Annotated in this window: 25 protein-coding genes and 1 pseudogene; 23 read left to right on the top strand and 3 right to left on the bottom strand. The window is 45.9% G+C overall.

What is annotated here, in order from left to right; translation table 11 throughout:
- The first annotated feature begins 21 nt into the window (after positions 1 to 21).
- The 12 genes from iolD (at position 22) to NSQ83_RS20790 (ending at position 12,828) form a co-directional block, all read left to right on the top strand.
- Positions 22 to 1,935 carry a 3D-(3,5/4)-trihydroxycyclohexane-1,2-dione acylhydrolase (decyclizing) gene (iolD, locus tag NSQ83_RS20845; protein WP_088467465.1) on the top strand — a complete coding sequence of 638 codons (1,914 nt, stop codon included), beginning with the start codon at positions 22 to 24 and terminating at the stop codon, positions 1,933 to 1,935.
- Positions 1,936 to 1,950: 15 nt separating this feature from the next.
- Complete coding sequence (gene iolE / locus NSQ83_RS20840) at positions 1,951 to 2,844, top strand: myo-inosose-2 dehydratase (protein ID WP_088467464.1); 894 nt, start codon at positions 1,951 to 1,953, stop codon at positions 2,842 to 2,844.
- 14 nt (positions 2,845 to 2,858) lie between these two features.
- The gene (iolF, locus tag NSQ83_RS20835; RefSeq protein WP_032725035.1) at positions 2,859 to 4,175 is read left to right on the top strand and encodes a myo-inositol transporter IolF; all 1,317 of its coding nucleotides are present in this window, start codon (positions 2,859 to 2,861) and stop codon (positions 4,173 to 4,175) included.
- A gap of 22 nt (positions 4,176 to 4,197) precedes the next feature.
- On the top strand, positions 4,198 to 5,232 hold the full coding sequence (gene iolG / locus NSQ83_RS20830) for a bifunctional inositol 2-dehydrogenase/D-chiro-inositol 1-dehydrogenase (protein WP_014481414.1): 1,035 nt from the start codon (positions 4,198 to 4,200) through the stop codon (positions 5,230 to 5,232).
- A 19-nt stretch (positions 5,233 to 5,251) separates the two neighbouring features.
- On the top strand, positions 5,252 to 6,121 hold the full coding sequence (locus NSQ83_RS20825; protein ID WP_014481413.1) for a sugar phosphate isomerase/epimerase: 870 nt from the start codon (positions 5,252 to 5,254) through the stop codon (positions 6,119 to 6,121).
- Positions 6,122 to 6,206: 85 nt separating this feature from the next.
- Entirely contained in the window at positions 6,207 to 7,043 is an 837-nt protein-coding gene (gene iolI, locus NSQ83_RS20820) for a 2-keto-myo-inositol isomerase (protein ID WP_198878371.1), read from the top strand.
- Between the two features lie 20 nt (positions 7,044 to 7,063).
- A complete protein-coding gene (gene iolJ / locus NSQ83_RS20815; protein ID WP_198878372.1) occupies positions 7,064 to 7,936 on the top strand; it encodes a 6-phospho-5-dehydro-2-deoxy-D-gluconate aldolase in 873 nt (290 codons plus the stop codon).
- A gap of 107 nt (positions 7,937 to 8,043) precedes the next feature.
- The gene (gene yxdJ / locus NSQ83_RS20810) at positions 8,044 to 8,733 is read left to right on the top strand and encodes a two-component system response regulator YxdJ (protein WP_198878373.1); all 690 of its coding nucleotides are present in this window, start codon (positions 8,044 to 8,046) and stop codon (positions 8,731 to 8,733) included.
- Positions 8,730 to 9,707: a two-component system sensor histidine kinase YxdK gene (gene yxdK, locus NSQ83_RS20805; protein WP_198878374.1), complete on the top strand. Its 978-nt coding sequence runs from the start codon at positions 8,730 to 8,732 to the stop codon at positions 9,705 to 9,707. Before yxdJ ends, yxdK begins: the two co-directional genes overlap by 4 nt.
- A 143-nt stretch (positions 9,708 to 9,850) precedes the next feature.
- Positions 9,851 to 10,624, top strand: coding sequence for an ABC transporter ATP-binding protein YxdL (gene yxdL, locus NSQ83_RS20800; protein WP_003243557.1), 774 nt, complete (start codon positions 9,851 to 9,853; stop codon positions 10,622 to 10,624).
- Positions 10,599 to 12,467, top strand: a complete 1,869-nt coding sequence (yxdM, locus tag NSQ83_RS20795; RefSeq protein WP_015385107.1) for an ABC transporter permease YxdM — start codon at positions 10,599 to 10,601, stop codon at positions 12,465 to 12,467. The genes yxdL and yxdM overlap by 26 nt, the downstream gene beginning before the upstream one ends.
- Before the next feature lie 13 nt (positions 12,468 to 12,480).
- Positions 12,481 to 12,828, top strand: coding sequence for a YxeA family protein (locus NSQ83_RS20790; protein ID WP_198878375.1), 348 nt, complete (start codon positions 12,481 to 12,483; stop codon positions 12,826 to 12,828).
- A 40-nt stretch (positions 12,829 to 12,868) separates the two neighbouring features.
- On the opposite strand, the gene NSQ83_RS20785 is transcribed toward NSQ83_RS20790, so the two are convergent.
- Positions 12,869 to 13,834: an iron-hydroxamate ABC transporter substrate-binding protein gene (locus NSQ83_RS20785; RefSeq protein ID WP_015715010.1), complete on the bottom strand. Its 966-nt coding sequence runs from the start codon at positions 13,832 to 13,834 to the stop codon at positions 12,869 to 12,871.
- 177 nt (positions 13,835 to 14,011) lie between these two features.
- Between NSQ83_RS20785 and NSQ83_RS20780 the strand changes: the two genes are divergently transcribed.
- On the top strand, positions 14,012 to 14,410 hold the full coding sequence (locus NSQ83_RS20780; protein ID WP_003227087.1) for a hypothetical protein: 399 nt from the start codon (positions 14,012 to 14,014) through the stop codon (positions 14,408 to 14,410).
- Between the two features lie 43 nt (positions 14,411 to 14,453).
- Here the strand turns inward: NSQ83_RS20780 and NSQ83_RS20775 are convergent, their stop codons facing one another.
- A complete protein-coding gene (locus tag NSQ83_RS20775) occupies positions 14,454 to 14,807 on the bottom strand; it encodes a hypothetical protein (protein ID WP_043858345.1) in 354 nt (117 codons plus the stop codon).
- 248 nt (positions 14,808 to 15,055) lie between these two features.
- Positions 15,056 to 15,421, bottom strand: a complete 366-nt coding sequence (gene cotNE / locus NSQ83_RS20770) for an inner spore coat protein CotNE (protein ID WP_003227093.1) — start codon at positions 15,419 to 15,421, stop codon at positions 15,056 to 15,058.
- Between the two features lie 88 nt (positions 15,422 to 15,509).
- On the opposite strand from cotNE, the gene NSQ83_RS20765 reads away from it, so the two are divergent.
- The 10 genes and pseudogenes from NSQ83_RS20765 to NSQ83_RS20720 all read left to right on the top strand — a co-directional run bounded on the left by NSQ83_RS20765 (position 15,510) and on the right by NSQ83_RS20720 (position 23,000).
- Positions 15,510 to 15,944: a YxeF family protein gene (locus NSQ83_RS20765; protein WP_015250859.1), complete on the top strand. Its 435-nt coding sequence runs from the start codon at positions 15,510 to 15,512 to the stop codon at positions 15,942 to 15,944.
- The gene (locus tag NSQ83_RS20760) at positions 15,925 to 16,482 is read left to right on the top strand and encodes a hypothetical protein (RefSeq protein WP_003242636.1); all 558 of its coding nucleotides are present in this window, start codon (positions 15,925 to 15,927) and stop codon (positions 16,480 to 16,482) included. Before NSQ83_RS20765 ends, NSQ83_RS20760 begins: the two co-directional genes overlap by 20 nt.
- Before the next feature lie 39 nt (positions 16,483 to 16,521).
- Positions 16,522 to 17,334: a sugar-phosphatase gene (gene yidA / locus NSQ83_RS20755; protein WP_038428073.1), complete on the top strand. Its 813-nt coding sequence runs from the start codon at positions 16,522 to 16,524 to the stop codon at positions 17,332 to 17,334.
- Positions 17,335 to 17,490: 156 nt separating this feature from the next.
- Entirely contained in the window at positions 17,491 to 18,477 is a 987-nt protein-coding gene (gene yxeI / locus NSQ83_RS20750; protein WP_198878376.1) for a penicillin V amidase, read from the top strand.
- Positions 18,464 to 18,700 (top strand): annotated as a pseudogene (locus tag NSQ83_RS20745) (hypothetical protein). The gene yxeI and the pseudogene NSQ83_RS20745 overlap by 14 nt, the downstream one beginning before the upstream one ends.
- A gap of 185 nt (positions 18,701 to 18,885) precedes the next feature.
- Positions 18,886 to 20,211 (top strand): LLM class flavin-dependent oxidoreductase, encoded by a 1,326-nt coding sequence (locus NSQ83_RS20740; RefSeq protein ID WP_085185367.1) that lies wholly within the window; start codon positions 18,886 to 18,888, stop codon positions 20,209 to 20,211.
- 13 nt (positions 20,212 to 20,224) lie between these two features.
- Positions 20,225 to 20,722 carry a sulfur-containing aminoacid acetyltransferase SnaB gene (gene snaB / locus NSQ83_RS20735; RefSeq protein WP_088467459.1) on the top strand — a complete coding sequence of 166 codons (498 nt, stop codon included), beginning with the start codon at positions 20,225 to 20,227 and terminating at the stop codon, positions 20,720 to 20,722.
- A gap of 24 nt (positions 20,723 to 20,746) precedes the next feature.
- Positions 20,747 to 21,541, top strand: coding sequence for an amino acid ABC transporter substrate-binding protein (locus tag NSQ83_RS20730; protein ID WP_003227109.1), 795 nt, complete (start codon positions 20,747 to 20,749; stop codon positions 21,539 to 21,541).
- Between the two features lie 22 nt (positions 21,542 to 21,563).
- Positions 21,564 to 22,238 carry an amino acid ABC transporter permease gene (locus tag NSQ83_RS20725; protein ID WP_003227111.1) on the top strand — a complete coding sequence of 225 codons (675 nt, stop codon included), beginning with the start codon at positions 21,564 to 21,566 and terminating at the stop codon, positions 22,236 to 22,238.
- A gap of 12 nt (positions 22,239 to 22,250) precedes the next feature.
- Positions 22,251 to 23,000, top strand: a complete 750-nt coding sequence (locus tag NSQ83_RS20720) for an amino acid ABC transporter ATP-binding protein (protein WP_003243284.1) — start codon at positions 22,251 to 22,253, stop codon at positions 22,998 to 23,000.
- Positions 23,001 to 23,009 lie beyond the last annotated feature (9 nt).

Below are 23,009 nucleotides of genomic sequence, written 5' to 3'. Positions count from 1 at the left end.
CGAGTAAAGGTGGGATCGTTTGTGGGCAAGAAAATTCGCTTAACAACAGCACAGGCGCTGATTAAATTCTTAAACCAGCAGTACATCCATGTTGATGGAAAGGAAGAGCCTTTTGTCGAAGGGATTTTCACAATTTTCGGCCATGGAAACGTATTAGGGATCGGGCAAGCGCTTGAGCAGGATGCAGGCCATTTGAAAGTCTATCAAGGGAAAAATGAACAAGGAATGGCGCATGCGGCCATGGCGTACAGCAAGCAAATGCTGAGAAGAAAAATATATGCGGTGTCTACATCCGTCGGACCGGGAGCGGCTAACTTGGTGGCGGCAGCCGGCACTGCATTGGCAAACAATATCCCAGTTCTCTTGATTCCGGCAGACACATTTGCGACAAGACAGCCAGACCCTGTACTGCAGCAAATGGAGCAAGAATACAGTGCGGCGATTACGACAAACGATGCATTGAAACCTGTATCGAGATACTGGGACCGCATTACGCGCCCTGAGCAGCTGATGAGCAGTTTGCTGCGCGCGTTTGAAGTCATGACTGATCCGGCAAAAGCAGGTCCGGCAACGATTTGTATTTCTCAGGATGTTGAAGGGGAAGCATACGATTTTGATGAAAGTTTCTTCGTCAAACGGGTTCACTATATTGATCGCATGCAGCCGAGCGAGCGCGAGCTTCAAGGTGCGGCGGAGCTGATTAAATCCAGCAAAAAACCTGTGATTCTCGTCGGCGGAGGCGCAAAATATTCCGGTGCGCGCGATGAATTGGTTGCCATTTCTGAAGCCTATAACATTCCGTTAGTTGAAACGCAGGCAGGAAAGTCTACTGTTGAGGCAGATTTTGCGAACAACCTTGGCGGAATGGGCATCACAGGTACACTTGCGGCAAACAAAGCGGCCCGCCAAGCTGATTTGATTATCGGCATCGGCACAAGGTATACAGATTTTGCGACATCCTCTAAGACCGCTTTTGATTTTGATAAAGCGAAGTTTTTGAACATTAACGTCAGCCGAATGCAGGCGTATAAACTTGATGCATTCCAAGTGGTAGCGGATGCGAAAGCGACGCTTGGCAAACTGCATGGCTTGCTTGAAGGCTATGAGAGCGAGTTCGGCACAACGATTCGGGAGCTGAAGGACGAATGGCTAGCTGAACGCGAGCGTCTCAGCAAAGTGACGTTTAAGCGGGAAGCATTTGATCCGGAAATCAAAAATCATTTTTCTCAAGAGGTCCTGAATGAATATGCTGACGCGTTGAATACGGAGCTTCCGCAAACAACGGCATTGCTGACAATCAACGAGACGATTCCTGAAGACAGCGTCATCATCTGTTCAGCAGGCTCACTCCCAGGAGATTTGCAGCGTCTGTGGCATTCTAATGTTCCGAATACGTATCACCTGGAGTATGGGTATTCTTGCATGGGCTATGAAGTGTCCGGGACACTCGGTCTTAAACTGGCCCACCCTGACAGAGAAGTGTATTCAATCGTCGGAGACGGCAGCTTCCTGATGCTTCATTCTGAATTGATCACGGCGATTCAATACAACAAGAAAATCAATGTGCTGCTCTTTGACAACTCAGGATTCGGATGCATCAACAACCTGCAAATGGATCACGGCAGCGGCAGCTACTATTGCGAGTTCCGCACAGATGACAACCAAATCCTGAATGTCGATTACGCGAAAGTCGCTGAGGGATACGGCGCGAAAACCTACCGTGCAAACACAGTAGAAGAATTAAAAGCGGCGTTAGAGGATGCGAAGAAACAGGATGTATCAACATTAATTGAAATGAAGGTTCTGCCTAAAACAATGACGGACGGCTATGACAGCTGGTGGCATGTCGGGGTGGCAGAGGTATCTGAACAAGAAAGCGTTCAGAAGGCATACGAAGCAAAAGAGAAAAAGCTGGAATCTGCGAAGCAGTATTAGAGGGGAGGCACCAAGATGGGCAAAAATGAAATCCTGTGGGGAATCGCTCCCATTGGGTGGCGGAATGATGACATGCCTGAAATTGGAGCGGGAAATACACTTCAGCATTTGTTAAGTGATATCGTTGTCGCACGTTTTCAAGGCACGGAAGTCGGGGGCTTTTTCCCCGAACCTGCCGTCCTGAACAAAGAGCTGAAGCTTCGGAACTTACGCATTGCAGGAAAATGGTTCAGCAGTTTTATTTTGCGTGACGGACTTGGTGAAGCGGCAAAGACATTTACCCTGCATTGTGAGTATTTGCAGCAAGTAAACGCGAATGTCGCAGTTGTCTCTGAACAAACGTACAGCGTGCAAGGCTTGGAGAAAAATGTGTTCACAGAGAAGCCGCACTTTACGGATGATGAATGGGAGCGGCTTTGCGAAGGGCTGAATCACCTTGGCGAAATTGCCGCTCAGCATGGCTTGAAGCTTGTCTATCATCATCATCTCGGCACTGGTGTCCAAACAGCGGAAGAAGTGGACCGCCTGATGGCAGGAACAGACCCTGCGCATGTACACCTCCTCTATGATACAGGCCATGCGTATATTTCTGACGGCGATTACATGGGGATGCTTGAGAAGCATATCGGGCGCATTAAGCATGTGCACTTTAAGGATGCCCGCCTGAATGTCATGGAACAATGCAGGCTCGAAGGACAATCGTTCCGGCAATCATTTTTAAAAGGCATGTTTACGGTTCCCGGTGACGGCTGCATTGACTTTAGAGAAGTATATCAGCTGCTGTTGAAGCACAGTTATTCCGGATGGATTGTCATTGAAGCTGAACAGGACCCCGATGTTGCAAACCCGCTGGAGTATGCATTGATTGCGAGAAACTATATTGATCAGCAGTTGTTGGATCTGGCTTAATGGGGAATGAACATATGGGCAATACCAATGGAGATTCAGCCTTCAATAAACGGACAATCGCGGCAGCATTGGCCAACTATATTGATGCCGGTTCAATTGTGGCAGGCTCCGCCGGTTTATCATTATGGGTCAGTTACCTTAAGCTATCCGATACGCAAATCGGGCTGCTTGGCGCACTGAGCGCAAATGCGATTTCTGCCGCTGTCGGCGCGCTGCTTGGCGGGTTTCTGGCTGATAAAGTCGGACGGAAGGCTGTTTATACCAATAGTATGCTGGTTTATGCACTAGGGATTTGTTTGGTTTTGTTCGGGGTTAATTTCCCCATGTTGTTAAGCGGTTACATCATTATCGGTTTATCAGTAGGAGCTGACATAACTGCGTCATGGACCATTATTGCGGAAAATGCGCCAAAGAAGAATCGGGCCAGACATTGCGGCGTAGCACAAGTCGCTTGGGCCGCGGGCGCTGTCGTTGTACTGCTCCTCTCCGTACTGGCCGGTGACTTGGGACTCTTGGGGAATAAAATCGTATTTGCCCATCTGCTTGTGATTGCGCTGATTACGTACATCCTGAGAATCAGGCTTCCGGAATCAGACGCCTGGCAGACAAAAAATCAGCCGGAGGATGCTCAGGCAGAGAAGCCGGCTGTACTGAATAAGACATCGTATTTTGATTTGCTCAAGCCTATGTATCTCAAAAGCATACTGTTTTTGATGGGTGTGTACTTGGTTTGGAACTTAGCCGCCGGAGTCATGGGCTTCTTTATGCCATACATTTATCAGCAGGTCGGCGGTGTATCTGCCAACATGGCCAACCTTTTGCAAATGGGGCTGTTTATCTTCACAGGATTGGGGGTCGCCTTGATCTTCATGCCCTTTGCCGACAAATATAGAAAAACCGTATTTGGAATCGCCGCTTTCATGGCGGTGATCGGGTGGACACTGTTTCTGCTGCCAGTTGAAGGCCTGCCGATTCTGCTCCTGTTTATTGTCGTGATCGGCATCAATAACGGAGCAGGGCAGCAAGCGAACTATCAGTTATGGGCCAGTGAAATCTTTCCTACGCAATATCGTGCTTCCGCACAAGGGCTGATGTTTTTCCTTGTCCGTATTTCAATAGGGATTTGGAGTCTGTTTGTCCCAATGATTATCACCAATTTCGGCATTGGAACGATGGCTGCAATTCTTCTCGGATGTGTGACGGCCAGTATGATCATCGGGCTGCTCTTTGCGCCGAATACGTCTGGCAAGTCGCTTGAACAAATTCAAGAGGAACTCTACGGATCTCCTCAGAGCCAAGTAAAGCAAGGAACAGAAAGCAAAATCATGTAACCAACAGAAGGAGTGGCTGTCAATGAGTTTACGTATTGGCGTAATTGGAACTGGAGCAATCGGAAAAGAACATATTAACCGCATCACCAACAAGCTGTCCGGCGCGGAAATTGTAGCTGTAACGGATGTTAATCAAGAAGCTGCACAAAAGGTCGTTGAGCAATACCAATTAAACGCGACGGTTTATCCAAATGATGACAGCTTGCTTGCAGACGAAAATGTAGACGCTGTTTTAGTGACAAGCTGGGGGCCTGCGCATGAGTCAAGCGTGCTGAAAGCCATTAAAGCCCAGAAATATGTGTTCTGTGAAAAACCGCTCGCGACAACGGCTGAAGGATGCATGCGAATCGTCGAAGAAGAAATCAAAGTGGGCAAACGCCTTGTTCAAGTCGGCTTCATGCGCCGTTATGACAGCGGTTACGTACAGCTGAAGGAAGCACTTGATAACCATGTGATTGGCGAACCGCTTATGATTCACTGCGCGCACCGCAACCCGACTGTAGGAGATAACTACACAACCGATATGGCCGTAGTCGACACGCTCGTTCATGAAATTGATGTGCTGCACTGGCTCGTCAACGATGACTACGAGTCCGTTCAAGTCATCTACCCGAAAAAATCGAAAAACGCGCTGCCGCATTTAAAAGATCCGCAAATCGTCGTGATTGAAACAAAAGGCGGTATCGTCATCAATGCTGAAATCTATGTGAACTGTAAATATGGCTATGACATTCAATGTGAAATCGTCGGAGAAGACGGCATCATCAAGCTTCCTGAACCATCAAGCATCAGCTTGAGAAAAGAAGGCAAATTCAGCACAGATATTTTGATGGATTGGCAGAGACGCTTTGTTGCTGCGTACGATGTGGAAATCCAAGACTTTATTGATTCGATTCAAAAGAAAGGCGAGGTCAGCGGACCGACGGCATGGGACGGCTATATTGCTGCTGTCACGACTGACGCGTGTGTAAAAGCCCAGGAATCTGGACAAAAAGAAAAGGTTGAATTGAAGGAAAAACCGGAATTCTATCAATCTTTTACAACAGTTCAAAACTAAAAAACAGAGGAGTGAAAATATGAAGTTAGCATTGGATCCATCCATGTATCGTGATGATTTAACTTTAGAGGAAACGGTCTATAAAACGGCGGAGCTTGGCTATGAATATATCGAATTGTCTCCGCGTGAGGATTTTTGCCCGTTTTATAAATATCCGAAAGTCGATTCAGCAAAGATCAAACAATTAAAGCGCCTTTTAAGAGATACAGGTGTTAAGCTTTCATCGCTTCTTCCTCTTTACCACTGGGCGGGTCCTGATGAAGACCGCCGGCAGGCAGCGGTGCGCAATTGGAAACGGGCAATCGAAATTGCGGTTGAACTTGAAGTGGATTTGATGAACAGCGAATTCAGCGGTTCAAAATATGATCCTTTAACAAGTGAAGAAAAATTTATCAAATCCATGGATGAGCTTCTGCCAGTCTTTGAAAAAGAAGGTATTAAACTTAATCTTCAAGCCCACCCATACGATTTTATCGAAACGCACAAAGGTGCGATGGATATGATCCGCGCGCTTGACAAGGATTGGATCAATCTTGTCTACTCGACTGCGCATACGTTCTTCTATGATGACGGCAAAGGCGACATCGAGACCATGTTTGACGAAGCCGGCGACCGCCTCACACATGTTTTATTTGCAGATACCTATAATCATAAAGCGGCTCATGGTCTTCGCTATATCGTCAATCCGCCTGACGCGCAAGTAACGGTTCACCAGCATTTGGACATTGGTCAAGGCGAGGTTGATTTTGATACGATTTTCAGAAAACTGAGAGAGATGAAGTTCGACGGAATTGCGACGAATGCCGTATTTGCTTGGGTCGATGAAAGAGCGGATGAATCAAGCCGATTTATGCTTAAGAAAATGAAAGAAGAATTAGGTCTGGCATAAGCTGAGCATGGAGTTCGGCGGGATATGGCGACAGCCTTCCTGCCGAACTCCCTTCATATCTAAAACGCAGATGGGGGAGTCTGGCATGAAACTTTGTTTTAATGAAGCGACAACATTGGAAAACTCAAACCTTAAACTGGATTTAGAACTATGCGAAAAGCACGGCTATGATTATATTGAAATCCGTACTATGGATAAGCTGCCGGAGTACTTAAAAGATCATTCATTGGATGACCTTGCGGAATATTTTCAAACCCACCACATCAAACCGCTTGCCTTAAACGCACTCGTTTTCTTCAACAACCTTGATGAAAAGGGCCACAACGAGATCATCACTGAATTTAAAGGCATGATGGAAACATGCAAAACCCTCGGTGTGAAATATGTGGTGGCCGTTCCGCTTGTGACAGAGCAGAAGATTGTAAAAGAAGAGATCAAAAAGAGCAGTGTAGACGTGCTGACTGAGCTGTCAGATATCGCGGAGCCGTACGGCGTAAAAATCGCGCTTGAATTTGTCGGCCATCCGCAATGTACGGTCAATACGTTTGAACAGGCGTATGAGATCGTAAACACAGTTAACCGTGACAATGTCGGGCTTGTCCTTGATAGTTTTCACTTCCATGCAATGGGTTCAAATATTGAGAGCTTAAAGCAGGCGGACGGAAAGAAAATCTTCATCTATCATATCGATGATACAGAAGATTTCCCAATCGGCTTTTTAACAGATGAGGATCGTGTATGGCCGGGACAAGGGGCAATTGACTTAGATGCCCACTTATCAGCACTGAAGGAAATCGGCTTCTCTGATGTTGTATCGGTTGAGCTCTTCCGGCCTGAATACTATAAGCTGACTGCTGAGGAAGCCATTCAAACAGCGAAAAAAACAACAGTGGACGTCGTATCAAAATACTTCAACATGTAATGGATAAAGGAGGGGTGGACATGGCTTTTGTATCGATGAAAGAGCTTCTTGAAGATGCAAAGCGGGAGCAATATGCAATTGGCCAGTTTAATATCAACGGCCTGCAATGGACGAAGGCGATTTTGCAGGCGGCGCAAAAGGAGCAATCACCGGTCATCGCCGCGGCTTCCGATCGCCTGGTCGACTATTTAGGCGGATTTAAAACGATTGCTGCCATGGCCGGCGCGTTAATGGAGGACATGGCGATTACCGTTCCCGTGGTGCTTCATCTCGATCACGGAAGCAGTGCGGAACGCTGCAGACAGGCCATTGATGCCGGATTCAGCTCAGTGATGATTGACGGCTCCCATCAGCCGATTGACGAGAATATCGCAATGACAAAAGAAGTCACCGATTATGCCGCAAAACACGGCGTATCAGTAGAAGCCGAAGTCGGCACGGTCGGCGGAATGGAAGACGGACTGGTCGGCGGGGTCTGCTATGCCGATATCACGGAATGTGAGCGGATCGTCAAAGAAACCAATATCGACGCGCTGGCCGCCGCCCTCGGCTCTGTACACGGCAAATATCAGGGTGAGCCGAATCTCGGATTTAAGGAAATGGAGGCTATCTCCCGCATGACTGATATTCCCCTCGTTCTTCACGGGGCATCCGGGATTCCGCAGGATCAGATCAAAAAAGCCATCACACTCGGCCACGCGAAGATCAATATCAATACGGAATGTATGGTAGCGTGGACAGACGAAACACGCCGCATGTTCCAGGAAAACAGCGATCTGTACGAACCGCGCGGCTATTTGACACCCGGCATTGAAGCCGTGGAAGAGACAGTGCGAAGCAAAATGAGAGAGTTCGGATCAGCCGGTAAAGCAGCTAAGCAGCAGGTCGGCTAAAGAGACCAGAAACCGCCGAGATGGCGGTTTTTTTGTGCGGTGTTGCGTCCATACGCCCAAAACGATTATGATGATGGCAGCAGTGTAAGAAACGGGAGTGGTTCAGTTTGAATAAAATCATGATTGTGGAAGACAGTGAAGACATTCGCGGACTATTGCAGAATTACCTTGAAAAATACGGATATCAAACAGTGGTCGCCGCGGATTTTACAGCTGTTCTTGATGCCTTTTTGCGGGAAAAGCCCGATGTGGTGCTGCTTGATATCAATTTGCCGGCATATGACGGATATTATTGGTGCCGGCAAATCCGCCAGCACTCCACAAGCCCGATCATCTTTATTTCTGCCAGAAGCGGGGAAATGGATCAGGTGATGGCGATTGAAAATGGGGGAGACGATTATATCGAAAAACCGTTTTCTTATGATATTGTGCTGGCGAAAATCAAAAGCAAGATCCGGAGGGCGTACGGGGAGTACGCCGCAAAGCAGGGAGAGAAAGTGGTTGAATATGCCGGCGTTCAGCTCTTTGTGGAACGGTTTGAACTGCGTTTTCAGGATGAAAAAAGCGAGCTTTCTAAAAAAGAAAGCAAGCTTTTGGAAGTGCTGCTTGAGCGGGGAGAAAAGGTGACGAGTCGGGACCGTCTCATGGAAAAGACGTGGGACACCGACATATTCATCGATGATAATACACTTAACGTGTATATCACGCGGCTCAGAAAAAAACTGCGGGAGCTGAATGCGCCTGTTTCTATTGAAGCGGTGCGGGGCGAAGGCTACCAGCTGAGGGCGCAGTCATGAAGCTGTTTCTCCGGTCTCATGCAGTGCTGATTCTGCTTTTTCTCCTTCAAGGGCTGTTTGTCTTCTTTTATTACTGGTTTGCGGGTCTGCATTCTTTTTCTCACTTGTTTTACATATTGGGCGTGCAGCTTCTTATTTTGGCGGGTTATCTTGCCTATCGCTGGTACAAAGACCGCGGCGTGTATCATTGGCTCAGCTCGGGGCAGGAAGGGACGGATATCCCGTATCTCGGTTCTTCAGTGTTCTGTTCAGAGCTGTATGAAAAGCAGATGGAGCTGATCCGGCTGCAGCACCAGAAGCTCCATGAGACTGAAGCCAAGCTGGACGCGCGGGTGACGTATATGAATCAATGGGTGCACCAAGTAAAGACGCCGCTGTCGGTCATTAATTTAATCATTCAAGAAGAGGATGAGCCCGTTTTTGAACAAATCAAAAAAGAAGTCCGGCAGATTGAATTCGGGCTGGAGACGCTTCTTTATTCTTCAAGGCTCGACCTGTTTGAACGGGATTTTAAAATCGAAGCGGTTTCCCTGTCCGAGCTTCTCCAATCAGTCATTCAAAGCTATAAACGATTTTTTATTCAATATCGCGTTTATCCGAAAATGAACGTTTGCGATGATCATCAGATTTACACCGATTCCAAATGGCTCAAATTTGCGATTGGCCAAGTGGTCACAAATGCGGTCAAGTATTCAGCGGGCAAGAGTGACAGACTTGAGCTGAATGTCTTTCGCGATGAAGACAGGACGGTGCTTGAAGTCAAAGATTACGGTGTCGGGATTCCCTCACAAGACATCAAGCGGGTGTTTGACCCTTATTACACGGGTGAAAACGGGCGGCGTTTCCAAGAATCTACGGGAATCGGCCTCCATCTCGTCAAAGAAATTACAGATAAGCTCAATCATACGGTGGACATCAGCTCGTCTCCCGGTGAAGGGACATCAGTTCGATTTTCATTTCTTACAAAAATGTAAGGCTGCGTTAAGAAAACAACATAGCCCGCTTTGTTTCCCCTTGATAACATGGATTTATGTCAAGGGGATTTTTATGTTGAACGTCCCGGCACTACATGAAAGCAGCCCAGATCAACAAGAATAAAACCATAAGGAGGATTTTCATGGCGAATATGCTTGAAGTCAAACATATAAATAAAACCTATAAAGGACAAGTGTCCTATCAGGCCTTAAAGCAAATTTCATTTTCAATAGAAGAAGGCGAGTTCACGGCGGTGATGGGGCCGTCCGGGTCCGGAAAAACAACGCTTTTGAATATCATTTCAACGATTGACCGTCCAGATTCAGGCGATATCCTGATTAACGGAGAAAACCCGCATCGCCTGAAGCGGACAAAGCTCGCTCATTTCCGCCGCAAGCAGCTCGGATTTGTGTTTCAGGATTTCAACCTTCTGGACACGCTGACGATCGGTGAAAATATCATGCTGCCGTTAACGCTTGAAAAAGAAGCGCCGTCTGTCATGGAAGAAAAACTGCACGGCATCGCGGCAAAGCTCGGTATCGAAAACCTGCTTAACAAGCGGACGTTTGAAGTATCCGGAGGCCAGCGCCAGCGGGCCGCCATCGCAAGAGCGGTCATTCATAAGCCGTCACTCATTCTGGCCGATGAACCAACTGGAAACCTTGATTCCAAAGCGACAAAAGACGTCATGGAAACGTTGCAGAGCCTGAATCGGGATGATCATGTCACGGCTTTGATGGTGACCCACGATCCGGTTTCGGCAAGCTACTGCCGCCGCGTCATCTTTATAAAAGACGGCGAATTGTTTAATGAGATTTACCGCGGGGAAAACCGCCAAGTCTTTTATGAACAAATTCTTGATGTGCTGTCTATGCTGGGGGGAAATGCAAATGACCTTTCTTCAGTTCGCTTATAAAAACGTCACGAGAAACAAAAGGGCCTATCTTGCATTCTTTTTAAGCAGCGCCTTTTCCGTTTTGATTTTCTTTACCTTTGCGATGTTCCTGTTTCATCCGGCATTAAAGGAAGGCTACCTGAATAACATCGCCAAAAAAGGCTTAACCGCTGCGGAATGGATGATCTTTGTTTTTTCTTTCTTATTTGTTCTGTATTCGGTTAATGCATTTTTGAAATCGAGAAATAAAGAATTCGGCATTCTGCTCATGCAGGGCATCACGCCGGGGCAGCTGAGAAAGCTCATTACTGCGGAAAATATGATCATCGGCGTCATGTCAATTGCAGCCGGCATTATCGGTGGATTCATTTTTTCAAAGACGTTCTTTACGGTCGGCGCTTATATTTTAGAAATGGACGCGCTGCCTTTGTATATGCCTTGGAAAGCGCTCGGTATTACGGCCTGCGGATTTCTGCTCTTATTTTTCTTTTTATCGCAGTTTACGATTCTTTTTGTCAGATCAAATACGGTTATCAAATTAATAAAGGGCACTGGCAAGGTTAAACCGGAGCCTAAGCCGTCCGTGCTTCTGTCCTTATTCGGCATCGCCTGTCTGTGCGGCGGGTACGGCATGGTTCTTAAAGGCAATGTCCACGGGGCCGAACCGTTTATCATTTTACTGCTCACCGTCATCGGAACATATTTCTTTTTCAGCCAAAGCAGCATATGGATTCTGCGCGCGCTGAAGAAGTGGAAAACCTTTTATCTGCGCGGGAAAAACGTCATTTGGGTTTCTGACCTTGTCTATCGTTTAAAAGACAACGCCCGCCTGTTCTTTATTGTCAGCATTATTTCCGCGGTTGCGTTTACTGCGACAGGCGTGCTTGCAATGTACAAATCGACCGTCGGAGCGGAAGAGTCCGCTTATGAAATGGAGTATTTATCTTACAGCAACAATCCAAAAGAACAGACTCATTTGAAAGATATTGACCATGAACTGAAAACACACGGCTTTACGTATAAGAAAGACAAAATAGATGTTTCCTATGTTCGCTATCAGGAAGGAGAAACTGTTCCCCCTGTTTACATGATCAGTGAATCGGATGCGGCAAAATACTTCCATGTCAAAGTGAACGGCCTGAAAGAAGACGAGGCTGTCTATTTCCCGGGAACGTATGACCGCAATTTCAAAAACGAAGCGCCGGATCAGCTGAAGCTGCTGAACCAAAAAGGGGAGCTGTCTGATCAAAAACTGTCGGTAAAAGAAGTCAAAAAACCGCTGATCTCATTGAATGCCATCATCGCGGTGAATGATCAAACCTTTGATCAGCTGAAATCACTCGGTGATCAAGCGTCATTATACGGCTACAGCTATGATCATTGGAAAGACAGTCTTGAGATCAGCCAATCCTTGCAAAATGAGATTTACGGCAATTATATCGACGTGCATTCTGATTTTGCTTCAAAAGCCGGGACTTACTATGATACGGTGCAGCTGCCGAGCCTGAGTTTATTTATCGGCCTGTTTATCGCAATTGTATTCTTTGTCGCGGCAGCAAGTTTCTTATATTTCAGGCTGTTCACTGATTTAGATGAAGACCGGGAGCGCTACCGTTCACTGGCCAAAATCGGCCTGAGTGAGCGAGAAATGGCACAAAGCGTGACAATACAATTGGCCATTCTTTTCTTCTTTCCATTTGTCATTGCCGTCATGCATACACTGTTTGCCTTGAGAACATTGGCTGTGGAAGGCTATTCCGATGTAGCGGGGCCGCTCAGTCTCACCATCGGAGGGTTTTTCATTTTTCAGCTTCTATTCTTCCTCGCGGTGCGGTCAAGCTATTTGAAAAAAATGAACAAGTAAGGGGAGTGCAAAGATGAAAAAAGCAATGGCAATCCTGGCCGTCTTGGCGGCTGCTGCCGTAATATGCGGGCTTCTCTTTTTTCATAACGATGTTACAGACAGATTTAATCCGGTTATTCACCAGCAAGATGTCTATGTTCAGATTGATCGAGATGGCAGACATCTTAGTCCGGGCGGTACTGAATATACATTAGACGGATATAATGCATCCGGGAAAAAAGAAGAAGTGACCTTTTTCGCCGGCAAAGAGCTTCGGAAGAACGCGTATTTGAAGGTGAAGGCGAAAGGAAAGTATGTCGAGACTTGGGAAGAAGTCAAGTTTGAAGATATGCCGGACTCCGTACAGTCAAAATTAAAGTGAATCATAAAAAACGGCACAGCGTCATGACTGTGCCGTTTTTTTATTTTTTATTTTCTTCGGCCCGTTTGATCAGCATGTCGGTGATGATATCCACCTGTTTGCTGACAGAAATCGGGTCGTACGGGTAGAACGTGTCAAAGTCATTGATAAACACGCGATTATGTTTAACAGCGTCAAGATTTTTCCAAATAGAGGAATTCTCCAGCTTGTCGAGTGTTTTGCTTTCGCCTTTCGGGTTGTAATCCGTAATGAACATATAATCTGCGGCATACTCAGGAATAACCTCTTGAGAGAGCTGTTTCATCTCTCCTTTTTTGATGACATCTTGCTCAATTTTTTCAGGCGCTTTTAACCCAAGTGCATTGTATACAGCTTGGCCGCCGCGTCCGCCATTGTCATTGAACACCCAGAATTCGCCCTTGTCTGTGTTTTCATAAATGCCGAAGGTCGCATCTTTGTCGATGACGCCGGCAATTTTCTTTTTAGCTGCTTCAGCTTTTTTGTTAAAGTCAGCCATAAATGATTTTGCTTTGTCTTTCGCTCCGGCGATATCTCCGAACATGCTGACTGTGTCTTCTACGTTTTTCGCTGTGTTATAAGGTATGACAACAGTCGGAGCGATTTTCTTTAATTTATCAACATTCTCTTCATTCATGACAACAATTAAGTCAGGCTGAAGCTCCATCACTTTTTCAACGCTGATTGGATCACCAACATCCTTCACATTTTTCAGCTTTGATTTTAAAAACGGATTATCAAATGACCATGAGCCTGAGCCGACAACATTGGCCCCGACAGACAGCAATTCACCGGCATAAAAATCAGTGACGATGCGTTTCGGATGTGCAGGAATGTTGACGTTCCCTTTTGGTGATTTGTATGTTCTCATTTCTGTTTTTTCGGAAGCAGAATCGCTTGAGCTCCCTTTAGAAGCCGTGCCGCTGCAAGCGCTGACAAACATGAGAAGCAGCACAAGCATGCCCACGAGCAATATGTTCTTTTTCATCAAGAACCCTCCCACTATGTAGCTCAATAGATTAGTAATGATTATCATTATCAATTAATAATATAGCAAGAAACCTGTTCTCCGTCTATCACTATTTTTAAGGGAAAAAGTTTTTCCCGTTTATGGGTGACGCGGTATGCCTAATCGATTATTATAGGTAAATAGGAGGAGAAAAATATGGGAATTACAAAAAGAGGTTCCGCTTGGGAATGGCTGCATAGCTGGTGGATGCTGTTTATTTTCATGCCTTTTGCCATTACCAGTTTTTTTGCCTTTTTATTTATTGGCATCAAGGTTAGAAATAGAAAGTGGATCATGTACGGCATCATTTATTTTTTCATTTTTGCGTTTGGTTTTGTTTTGCCCGATCTGCCCGGTGTTTTTATTGTGGTTCCGTTATGGGCGGTAACCATTATTCATGGATTTAAAGTGCGCCCGCTGTATTTGATTCAGCTGGATGTCTACAAAGATCATGTAGAGGCGCGGGCTTTTGCCGAGGCAAGAAGTGAAGCCGAGAGCAGATTTCATGCACCGAAACAGTCTATTCAGGATATACATATTCGCAAAGAACAGTAAGAAAAAAAGCTCAACACGCGCATTGTGTTGAGCTTTTTATATGTTACTGCTGGTAGGATTGCTGCTGAAATGGCGTGTTTTGGCCGAATGGAAGTGTAGACACATTCGTATTCATGACGCTGGATTGTCCAGTAAGTTCCTGTTGCATTTGGTTGCACATGTTGACAACCTGCTGGCACTTTTGAATCGCCATGTCATGCCCGTGCAGTGCTTGCTGAATGGTATGTGCAGCTTGTTGTTCGTGGTTTAGAATCTGCTGCAGCATTTGGATGTTTTGCTGTTCCTGATGAAGCATGTGGCGATATTGCTGGCTGCTTTGCTGTGTTTGCTGAATGAGCTGCTGAGCAGTTTGGCGGCATTGGTTCAGCTGCTGCAAGCCGTGTTGTGTATTATGCATGAATGATCCCTCCATGTGATCGATTGACGTGAGTCGGTATTATCATGCAACTTGAATGAAAAGAAATTCTGTCAAAGAGGAACTACAATTATTTTCCTCAGCCCCTCTATCTTTGAATGAAAACGGTAAAGATTGTATACTGGGTACAAACCCTTTTTATGTAAATGTTCCGTTTTAACATATAAGAAATGCGGAAAACGAAACCCTGAGATGGGAGAATCGTATTCCGCTTTTTTTCTTTGTTTCGCTCAGAAACCGCCTTCCCCTGCAGTAAATGGGATATTCAGCCGGTTTTCTACTGTACGGAGGCGCTGATTGAGCCGATTTAGGCGGCGTGTATGGCGTTCAACAGCCTGGCTTAACTGATTGACCTGTTCGGCAATCCGTGCAATTTCCCGATTTTGACGGCGGTCTTCGTTTGTCAGACGGGTTAATTCTCTTGACTGCTGTTCATTTTGCCGTTCAAGTGCTGCGATTCTTCTTTCCAATGCCGGCTGTCTGTCCATTTGGTATGGATCGTATACATCCTGCTGCGGATAAGGATTGTACTCATAGTGGCTATAGTAAGGTTCCTGCTGAGGCAGCTGAGGGCTGTAATATTGATAAGGGTTCATGTGATCAGTCTCCTTGTGGGTGAATTCCTTATAACTTATGTAGTCATTGGCACAGTGGCACGGCATTCGCCCAAAAAAGGAGGAAAGAATGGTGATCCCCTTGAGAAACAAATATGGCATTTTGTTTTTAATTGCTGTATGCATCATGGTATCGGGCTGCCAGCAGCAAAAAGAAGAGACGCCGTTTTATTACGGAACGTGGGATGAGGGGCGTGCCCCCGGGCCAACGGACGGTGTGAAATCAGCAACAGTCACATTTACCGAAGACGAGGTTGTGGAAACGGAAGTGATTGAAGGAAGAGGAGAGGTACAGCTGCCTTTTATGGCATACAAGGTGATTTCCCAAAGCACTGACGGGTCTATCGAGATTCAGTACCTCGGCCCCTATTATCCGCTCAAAAGCACGCTGAAAAGAGGAGAAAACGGGACATTGATATGGGAGCAAAATGGACAGAGAAAAACGATGACAAGAATCGAATCAAAGACCGGCAGGGAGGAGAAAGATGAGAAATCAAAAAGCTGAAAGACTGGTGGCAGCGGGGCTTGTTTTACATATCATTCAATGGATATTTATATTATGGGCTTTTCTCAAAGTCAAACATTTATTTAGTGACTATACGATCTATAACCCTAATGTCATCAGCGGCTCCATGCAGTCCTTATCGTTTATACAAATGATGCGCGCTATGATGTACTCAGGGGCAATCGTGAATTATGTTTTGTTTTTTGCCCTTGTATTGCTGATTTATGGCATAGTGCTTCATGCCATCCTGATCGTTCTGGAAATGGCGGCTTACGTCATGATCAGACGGAATCCATCATCTTCATGGGGGTTCTTTTTCATCGCGGCGGGTGTGAAGCTTGCCATCTTGAATATAACCGGCATTCCTTTTCTAGCTGCCGGCTTTCTGCTGATGAAACAGAAAAAAGCAGAAAACGGCGTCAAGGCAGAAAGAAAGCGGAAACCGCGCTTGCGTATCCGAAGACAAGGGCGTCGTCTAAATAGAATTCGGAGAAAACCATCCCTTCCGGTTGAATATCAAAAAGAAAAAACGATATGATGGGACTATAGCCTGAAAACGACATGAAGGAGATGCAGGATGTACAAACTAATTGCAATTGATATGGATGGAACACTTTTAAATGATCATCATGAAGTAACAGAGGAGGTCCGCGACGCCCTTCACGCGGCAAAAGCGGAAGGTGTCAAAATTGTGCTTTGCACCGGCCGGCCTATCGGGGGTGTGCAGAGATATTTAGATGAACTGAATTTAATTGAAGAAGGCGACTATGTCATTGCGTATAATGGAGCGCTTGTTCAAAATACGCATACAAATGAAGTGGTCTCGGAGCTGTCTCTCGGTTATGATGATTTGGCTTCATTATATGACCTGAGCTTAGAGCTGAAGACGCCGATGCATTTCTTTGACTCATCTAATCTGTATACGCCTAACCGGGATATTAGCGAATTTACCGTATACGAATCCTATGTGACACAGGTGCCGCTTCATTTCCGCAAGATTGACGAGGTGCCAAAAGATATCCTCATCCCGAAAGTGATGTTTATTGATAAACCGGAGAACTTAAGCCGCGTCATTACATCGATTCCAAAAGACGTGAGAGAAAAATATACAATGGTCAGAAGTGCGCCTTTCTTTTATGAAATTCTGCACCCGGAAGCCAGCAAAGGAAATGCTGTACGCCAGCTGGCTCAGCTGCTTGGAATTGAACAGGCGGAAGTCATGTGCATAGGCGACAATGGGAACGACCTGACAATGATCGAATGGGCGGGCTGCGGGGTTGCCATGGCAAACGCCATCCCAGAAGTATTGGAAGCCGCAAACTTTCAAACACGCTCCAATAATGAACATGGTGTTGCGCATGCGATTCACGAGCTTGTTTTGGCTAAATAATAAAAAATCCAGCCTCTTAGAAGGCTGGATTTTTTCGTTTTATTTGATGTAATGTCAATTCTTTGACGAACCGATTTGACTTTCGTTATGCTGATAAAACCAATTCGTTCACAATATGTATGATATTAATCTGAATTGAAAAGGGGACTGAATCAGATGTGCACAAGTCTTACATTGGAAACTGCTGACCGGAATCATTTATTAGCGAGAACAATGGATTTTGCATTTCAGCTGGGGACGGAGGTCATTCTCTATCCGCGCCGTTACAGCTGGAAGAGTGAAGCTGACGGAAAGGCCCATCAGACACAGTACGCATTTATCGGTATGGGAAGAAAACTTGGTAATATTTTATTTGCAGACGGCGTTAATGAAAGCGGTTTATCTTGTGCGGCACTTTATTTTCCTGGCTATGCGGAGTACGAAAAAACGATACGGGAAGATACCGTTCACATTGCCCCGCATGAGTTTGTGACATGGGTGCTGTCAGTCTGTAAGTCTTTGGAAGACGTAAAAGAAAAGATTCGATCTTTAACGATTGTAGAGAAAAAATTAGATCTATTGGATACAGTTTTACCGCTTCACTGGATATTGTCAGACCGGACGGGCCGAAGCCTGACGATAGAACCAAGAGCAGACGGCCTCAAAGTCTATGATAATCAACCTGGTGTCATGACGAACAGCCCCGACTTTATATGGCATGTAACCAATCTGCAGCAATATACAGGAATCAGACCGAAGCAATTAGAGAGCAAAGAGATGGGTGGATTAGCCCTTTCTGCTTTTGGCCAAGGCTTAGGAACTGTTGGTCTGCCGGGGGATTACACACCGCCTTCCCGGTTTGTCAGAGCTGTTTATTTGAAAGAACATCTAGAGCCGGCGGCCGATGAAACGAAAGGTGTAACAGCCGCCTTTCAAATTTTGGCAAATATGACGATACCAAAGGGCGCAGTGATAACGGAAGAAGACGAAATTCATTATACGCAATATACTTCCGTGATGTGCAACGAAACTGGAAACTACTATTTCCACCACTATGACAATCGGCAAATCCAAAAAGTAAATTTATTTCATGAAGACCTTGACTGTTTGGAGCCTAAAGTGTTTTCTGCTAAAGCAGAAGAGAGTATTCATGAGCTTAATTAATTCACATCAATCAGCTGATTCCGGTTTGAATATCTGGAGTCAGCTGTTTTTTTATACAATCGTTACGGCGTCTGAATGGATAGGCGGTTTGCAAAAGCGAAGAAAAGGAAGAAAAGGCAAAGGAAATGGCGAAATCTTATATGAAATTCTTGGATGAAAACTGAGTCTTTGCTTCATTAGACTCAGTTTTCTTGCCGATATAGAGGTTGCACTAGTTGAATGAATCAATGCCGTTCCATCATGGTCACGCAAGGGTCTTTTCGCTTGAATAGAAAAAATTAATCTTAACTCATTGACAAACGTCCAAGACAAAGGTACATTTTGATTTATTCATATTAAACGACTAGGAATATAGGAGTTTATTTTTCGGATTATTCAGCCTAAAAACATGATAAAAGGAGTATCGTCATGACAAGCAAAAAGAAACAAATCAAATTAGGGGTATTTTTAGCAGGTACAGGCCATCACGTCGCGTCTTGGCGGCACCCGGACGCGCCGTCAGATGCGAGCATGAATTTGGATTATTTTAAAGAGCTTGCGAAAACAGCGGAGCGAGGCAAGCTTGATATGCTGTTTTTAGCGGACAGCCTTTCGATTGACAGCAAATCACACCCAAATGTATTAACAAGGTTTGAGCCATTCACCCTGCTCTCTGCTTTGGCGCAGGTCACATCAAAAATCGGACTGACAGCAACAGCCTCCACTACATACAGCGAGCCATTCCATATTGCCAGACAGTTTGCGTCATTGGATCATTTGTCCAACGGCCGTGCCGGATGGAACGTCGTCACTTCATCTATTGAATCAACAGCGCTGAATTTCAGCGGTGAAAAGCACCTTGAACACCATTTGCGCTATCAGCGGGCAGAGGAATTTGTCGAGATTGTAAAGGGGCTTTGGGATTCATGGGAAGAGGACGCCTTTATCCGTAATAAAGAAACGGGTGAATTCTTTGACAAAGAAAAAATGCATGAGCTGAACCACAAAGGAGAATATTTCTCGGTTCGCGGACCTCTAAACGTTTCAAGAACGCCGCAGGGCCAGCCGGTCATTATCCAGGCAGGATCATCAGGAGACGGAAAAGCGCTGGCTGCCAGAACAGCAGAAGTGATCTTCACAGCACAAAACCACCTGGAATCAGCTCAGGAATTTTATCAATCCATTAAAGAACAGGCTGCGGAATTCGGACGTGATCCAGAAAAAATTGCCATCATGCCGGGTATTTTCCCAATCATTGCCGATACAGAAGAAGCAGCGCAAGCCAAATACAAGGAGCTTCAAGATCTGATTATCCCATCTGTCGGTCTGCAAATTCTCCAAAATTACTTAGGCGGAATTGATTTGTCGGCATATCCGCTTGATGGGCCGCTGCCGAAGCTTGACGCAGAAGCTTCCAATGCGGTGAAGAGCCGCTTCAAGCTTGTTCAGGAAATGGCTGAACGGGACAATATGACGATACGAGAGCTTTACAAATACGTTGCAGGCTCCAGAGGCCACCATATCTTCGTCGGCACGCCGGAGCAGCTCGCCGACAAGATGCAGGAATGGGTGGATAAGAAAGCGTGTGACGGGTTTAACATCATGCCTCCGCTTCTTCCAGAAGGAATTGAAGTGTTTGTTGATCAAGTGGTTCCGATTTTACAGGAGCGCGGCGTGTTCAGAAAAGAATATGAAGGCACAACATTACGAGAGCACTTCGGTTTGGAAAAGCCGGTAAACCGCTATGCAAAGTAAGGAGGAACGCTAGATGAAGCCACAATATCGCCTTGCAGTTGAACGTGATGCTGAACAGCTCCTCGCGCTGACATTGCGGGCTTATGAACCGATTCGAAAGCTCGGCATTCGTTTTGCTGCCGCTCATGCGGATTTAGATTTGGTGCTGAAAAATATTCGGCAAAATGCTTGCTACGTCATGGAAGAAGACGGGCGGATCATCGCGACCATCACCTTGAGAATGCCTTGGGGAAAACAGCCGGGACCGTATGGTGTTCCGCATATCTGGTGGTTCGCTGTGGACCCCGACACCGGAAAAAAAGGAATCGGAACAAAGCTGCTTCAATGGCTGGAGGAAACAATCCTTCGCGATACGTTAAAGGTTCCGTTTGTCTCACTCGGAACAGCGGATAAGCATCCGTGGCTGATTGAGATGTACGAACGAAAAGGATATGTCCGCTCAGGTGAACAAGACCTTGGAAAAGGGCATATCACAGTCTATATGAAAAAACAATTGCGACATGATCTATAAAAATAGAAAAGGCGGGAAAATCAAATGAAGATGAAAAAATGGACAGTGCTGGTCGTTGCTGCATTATTAGCGGTGCTCTCAGCTTGCGGCAATGGAAATAGCAGCAGTAAAGAGGATGACAATGTGCTTCATGTCGGTGCGACAGGACAAAGTTACCCATTTGCTTATAAAGAAAACGGAAAGCTGACAGGCTTTGACGTTGAAGTGATGGAAGCAGTCGCTAAGAAAATTGACATGAAACTGGACTGGAAGCTGCTTGAATTCAGCGGGCTGATGGGAGAGCTTCAAACAGGCAAGCTTGACACCATTTCCAACCAGGTAGCTGTGACAGACGAACGTAAGGAAACGTATAACTTTACGAAACCATACGCTTATGCGGGAACACAGATTGTCGTCAAAAAAGACAATACAGACATCAAATCAGTAGACGATTTAAAAGGCAAGACAGTCGCAGCCGTTCTCGGTTCAAACCACGCGAAAAACCTTGAAAGCAAAGATCCTGATAAAAAAATCAATATCAAAACGTATGAAACACAAGAGGGTACGCTGAAGGATGTTGCGTACGGCCGTGTAGACGCTTATGTCAACAGCCGAACTGTATTGATCGCGCAAATCAAGAAGACCGGTTTGCCATTAAAGCTTGCAGGAGATCCGATTGTTTACGAACAGGTTGCATTCCCATTTGCCAAGGACGATGCGCACGACAAGCTCCGCAAAAAAGTCAATAAGGCGCTAGATGAATTGCGTAAAGACGGAACACTGAAAAAACTCTCTGAAAAATACTTTAATGAAGATATCACAGTAGAACAGAAGCATTAAGAAACGGCGGTGACTCACCAGAATGAACACGATTGATTGGGAATTCATGATATCAGCGTTCCCGACTTTAATTCAGGCCCTTCCGATCACGTTGTTTATGGCCATAGCGGCTATGATTTTTGCCATTATCGGAGGACTTATTCTCGCACTCATTACAAAGAACAAAATTCCAGTGCTTCATCAGCTGTCAAAGCTGTATATATCCTTTTTCCGAGGCGTGCCGACACTGGTGCAGCTGTTCTTAATCTATTATGGGCTGCCGCAGCTATTTCCAGAGATGAGCAAAATGACAGCTCTCACAGCCGCTATCATCGGGTTAAGCTTAAAAAATGCAGCATATTTGGCAGAAATCTTCCGGGCTGCCCTCAATTCTGTTGATGACGGGCAGCTGGAGGCGTGCCTGTCTGTCGGTATGACAAAATTTCAGGCATACAGACGGATTATTTTGCCGCAAGCGATCCGAAATGCGATTCCGGCAACGGGCAATACATTTATCGGTCTCCTGAAAGAAACGTCACTGGCCTTTACATTAGGGGTCATGGAGATGTTCGCCCAAGGGAAGATGTACGCTTCAGGAAACCTCAAATATTTTGAGACGTACTTGGCGGTTGCGATCGTCTATTGGGTTCTTACCATGATCTACAGCATGTTGCAGGACTTGTTTGAACGTGCCATGAGCAAGCCATACCGGACTTAGAGGTGAAATCAGTTGATAACAGTAAAAAATATTCGCAAAGCGTTTAAAGATCTCGTCGTGCTAGATGGAATCGATCTAGAAGTGAAGCGCGGAGAAGTGGTGGCGATCATCGGTCCGTCCGGTTCCGGAAAATCAACGCTTCTCCGGTGCTTGAATCTATTAGAACGTCCGGATCAAGGCCTCATTGAAATCGGAGAAGCCAAACTGAACGCGGAAAAATTTACACGCAAAGAAGCACACCGGCTTCGCCAGCAAACGGCCATGGTCTTTCAAAACTACAATCTGTTTAAAAATAAAACGGCTCTGCAAAACATTACAGAAGCTTTAATCGTGGCTCAACATAAACCACGCGACGAAGCGAAACGTATTGGAATGGAGATTCTGAAACAAGTCGGTCTGGAGCATAAGGCTGATAGCTATCCGATCACAATGTCCGGCGGCCAGCAGCAGCGAATCGGCATTGCGCGGGCGCTTGCGGTCAATCCGCATGCGATTTTGCTGGATGAACCAACGTCAGCGCTTGACCCTGAGCTCGTCACAGGGGTGCTTCAGGTCATCAAGTCCATTGCGGAAAAACAAACAACGATGATCATTGTTACACACGAAATGGCGTTTGCAAAAGAGGTTGCTGATCAAGTGATTTTTATGGCAGACGGCCATATTATCGAGCAGGGAACGCCAGAGGAATTGTTTGACCATCCGAAAAACGAACGGACGAAACGATTTATCAAGCAGGTGGGAGAGCCTGCAGAGCTTATATAAGAAGGAGAG

Source organism: Bacillus sp. PS217 (assembly GCF_037963535.1).
GTDB classification, from domain to species: domain Bacteria; phylum Bacillota; class Bacilli; order Bacillales; family Bacillaceae; genus Bacillus; species Bacillus subtilis.
The sequence above is the reverse complement of the archived record's forward strand: the minus strand, read 5'-3'. Positions and strand labels throughout refer to the sequence as shown.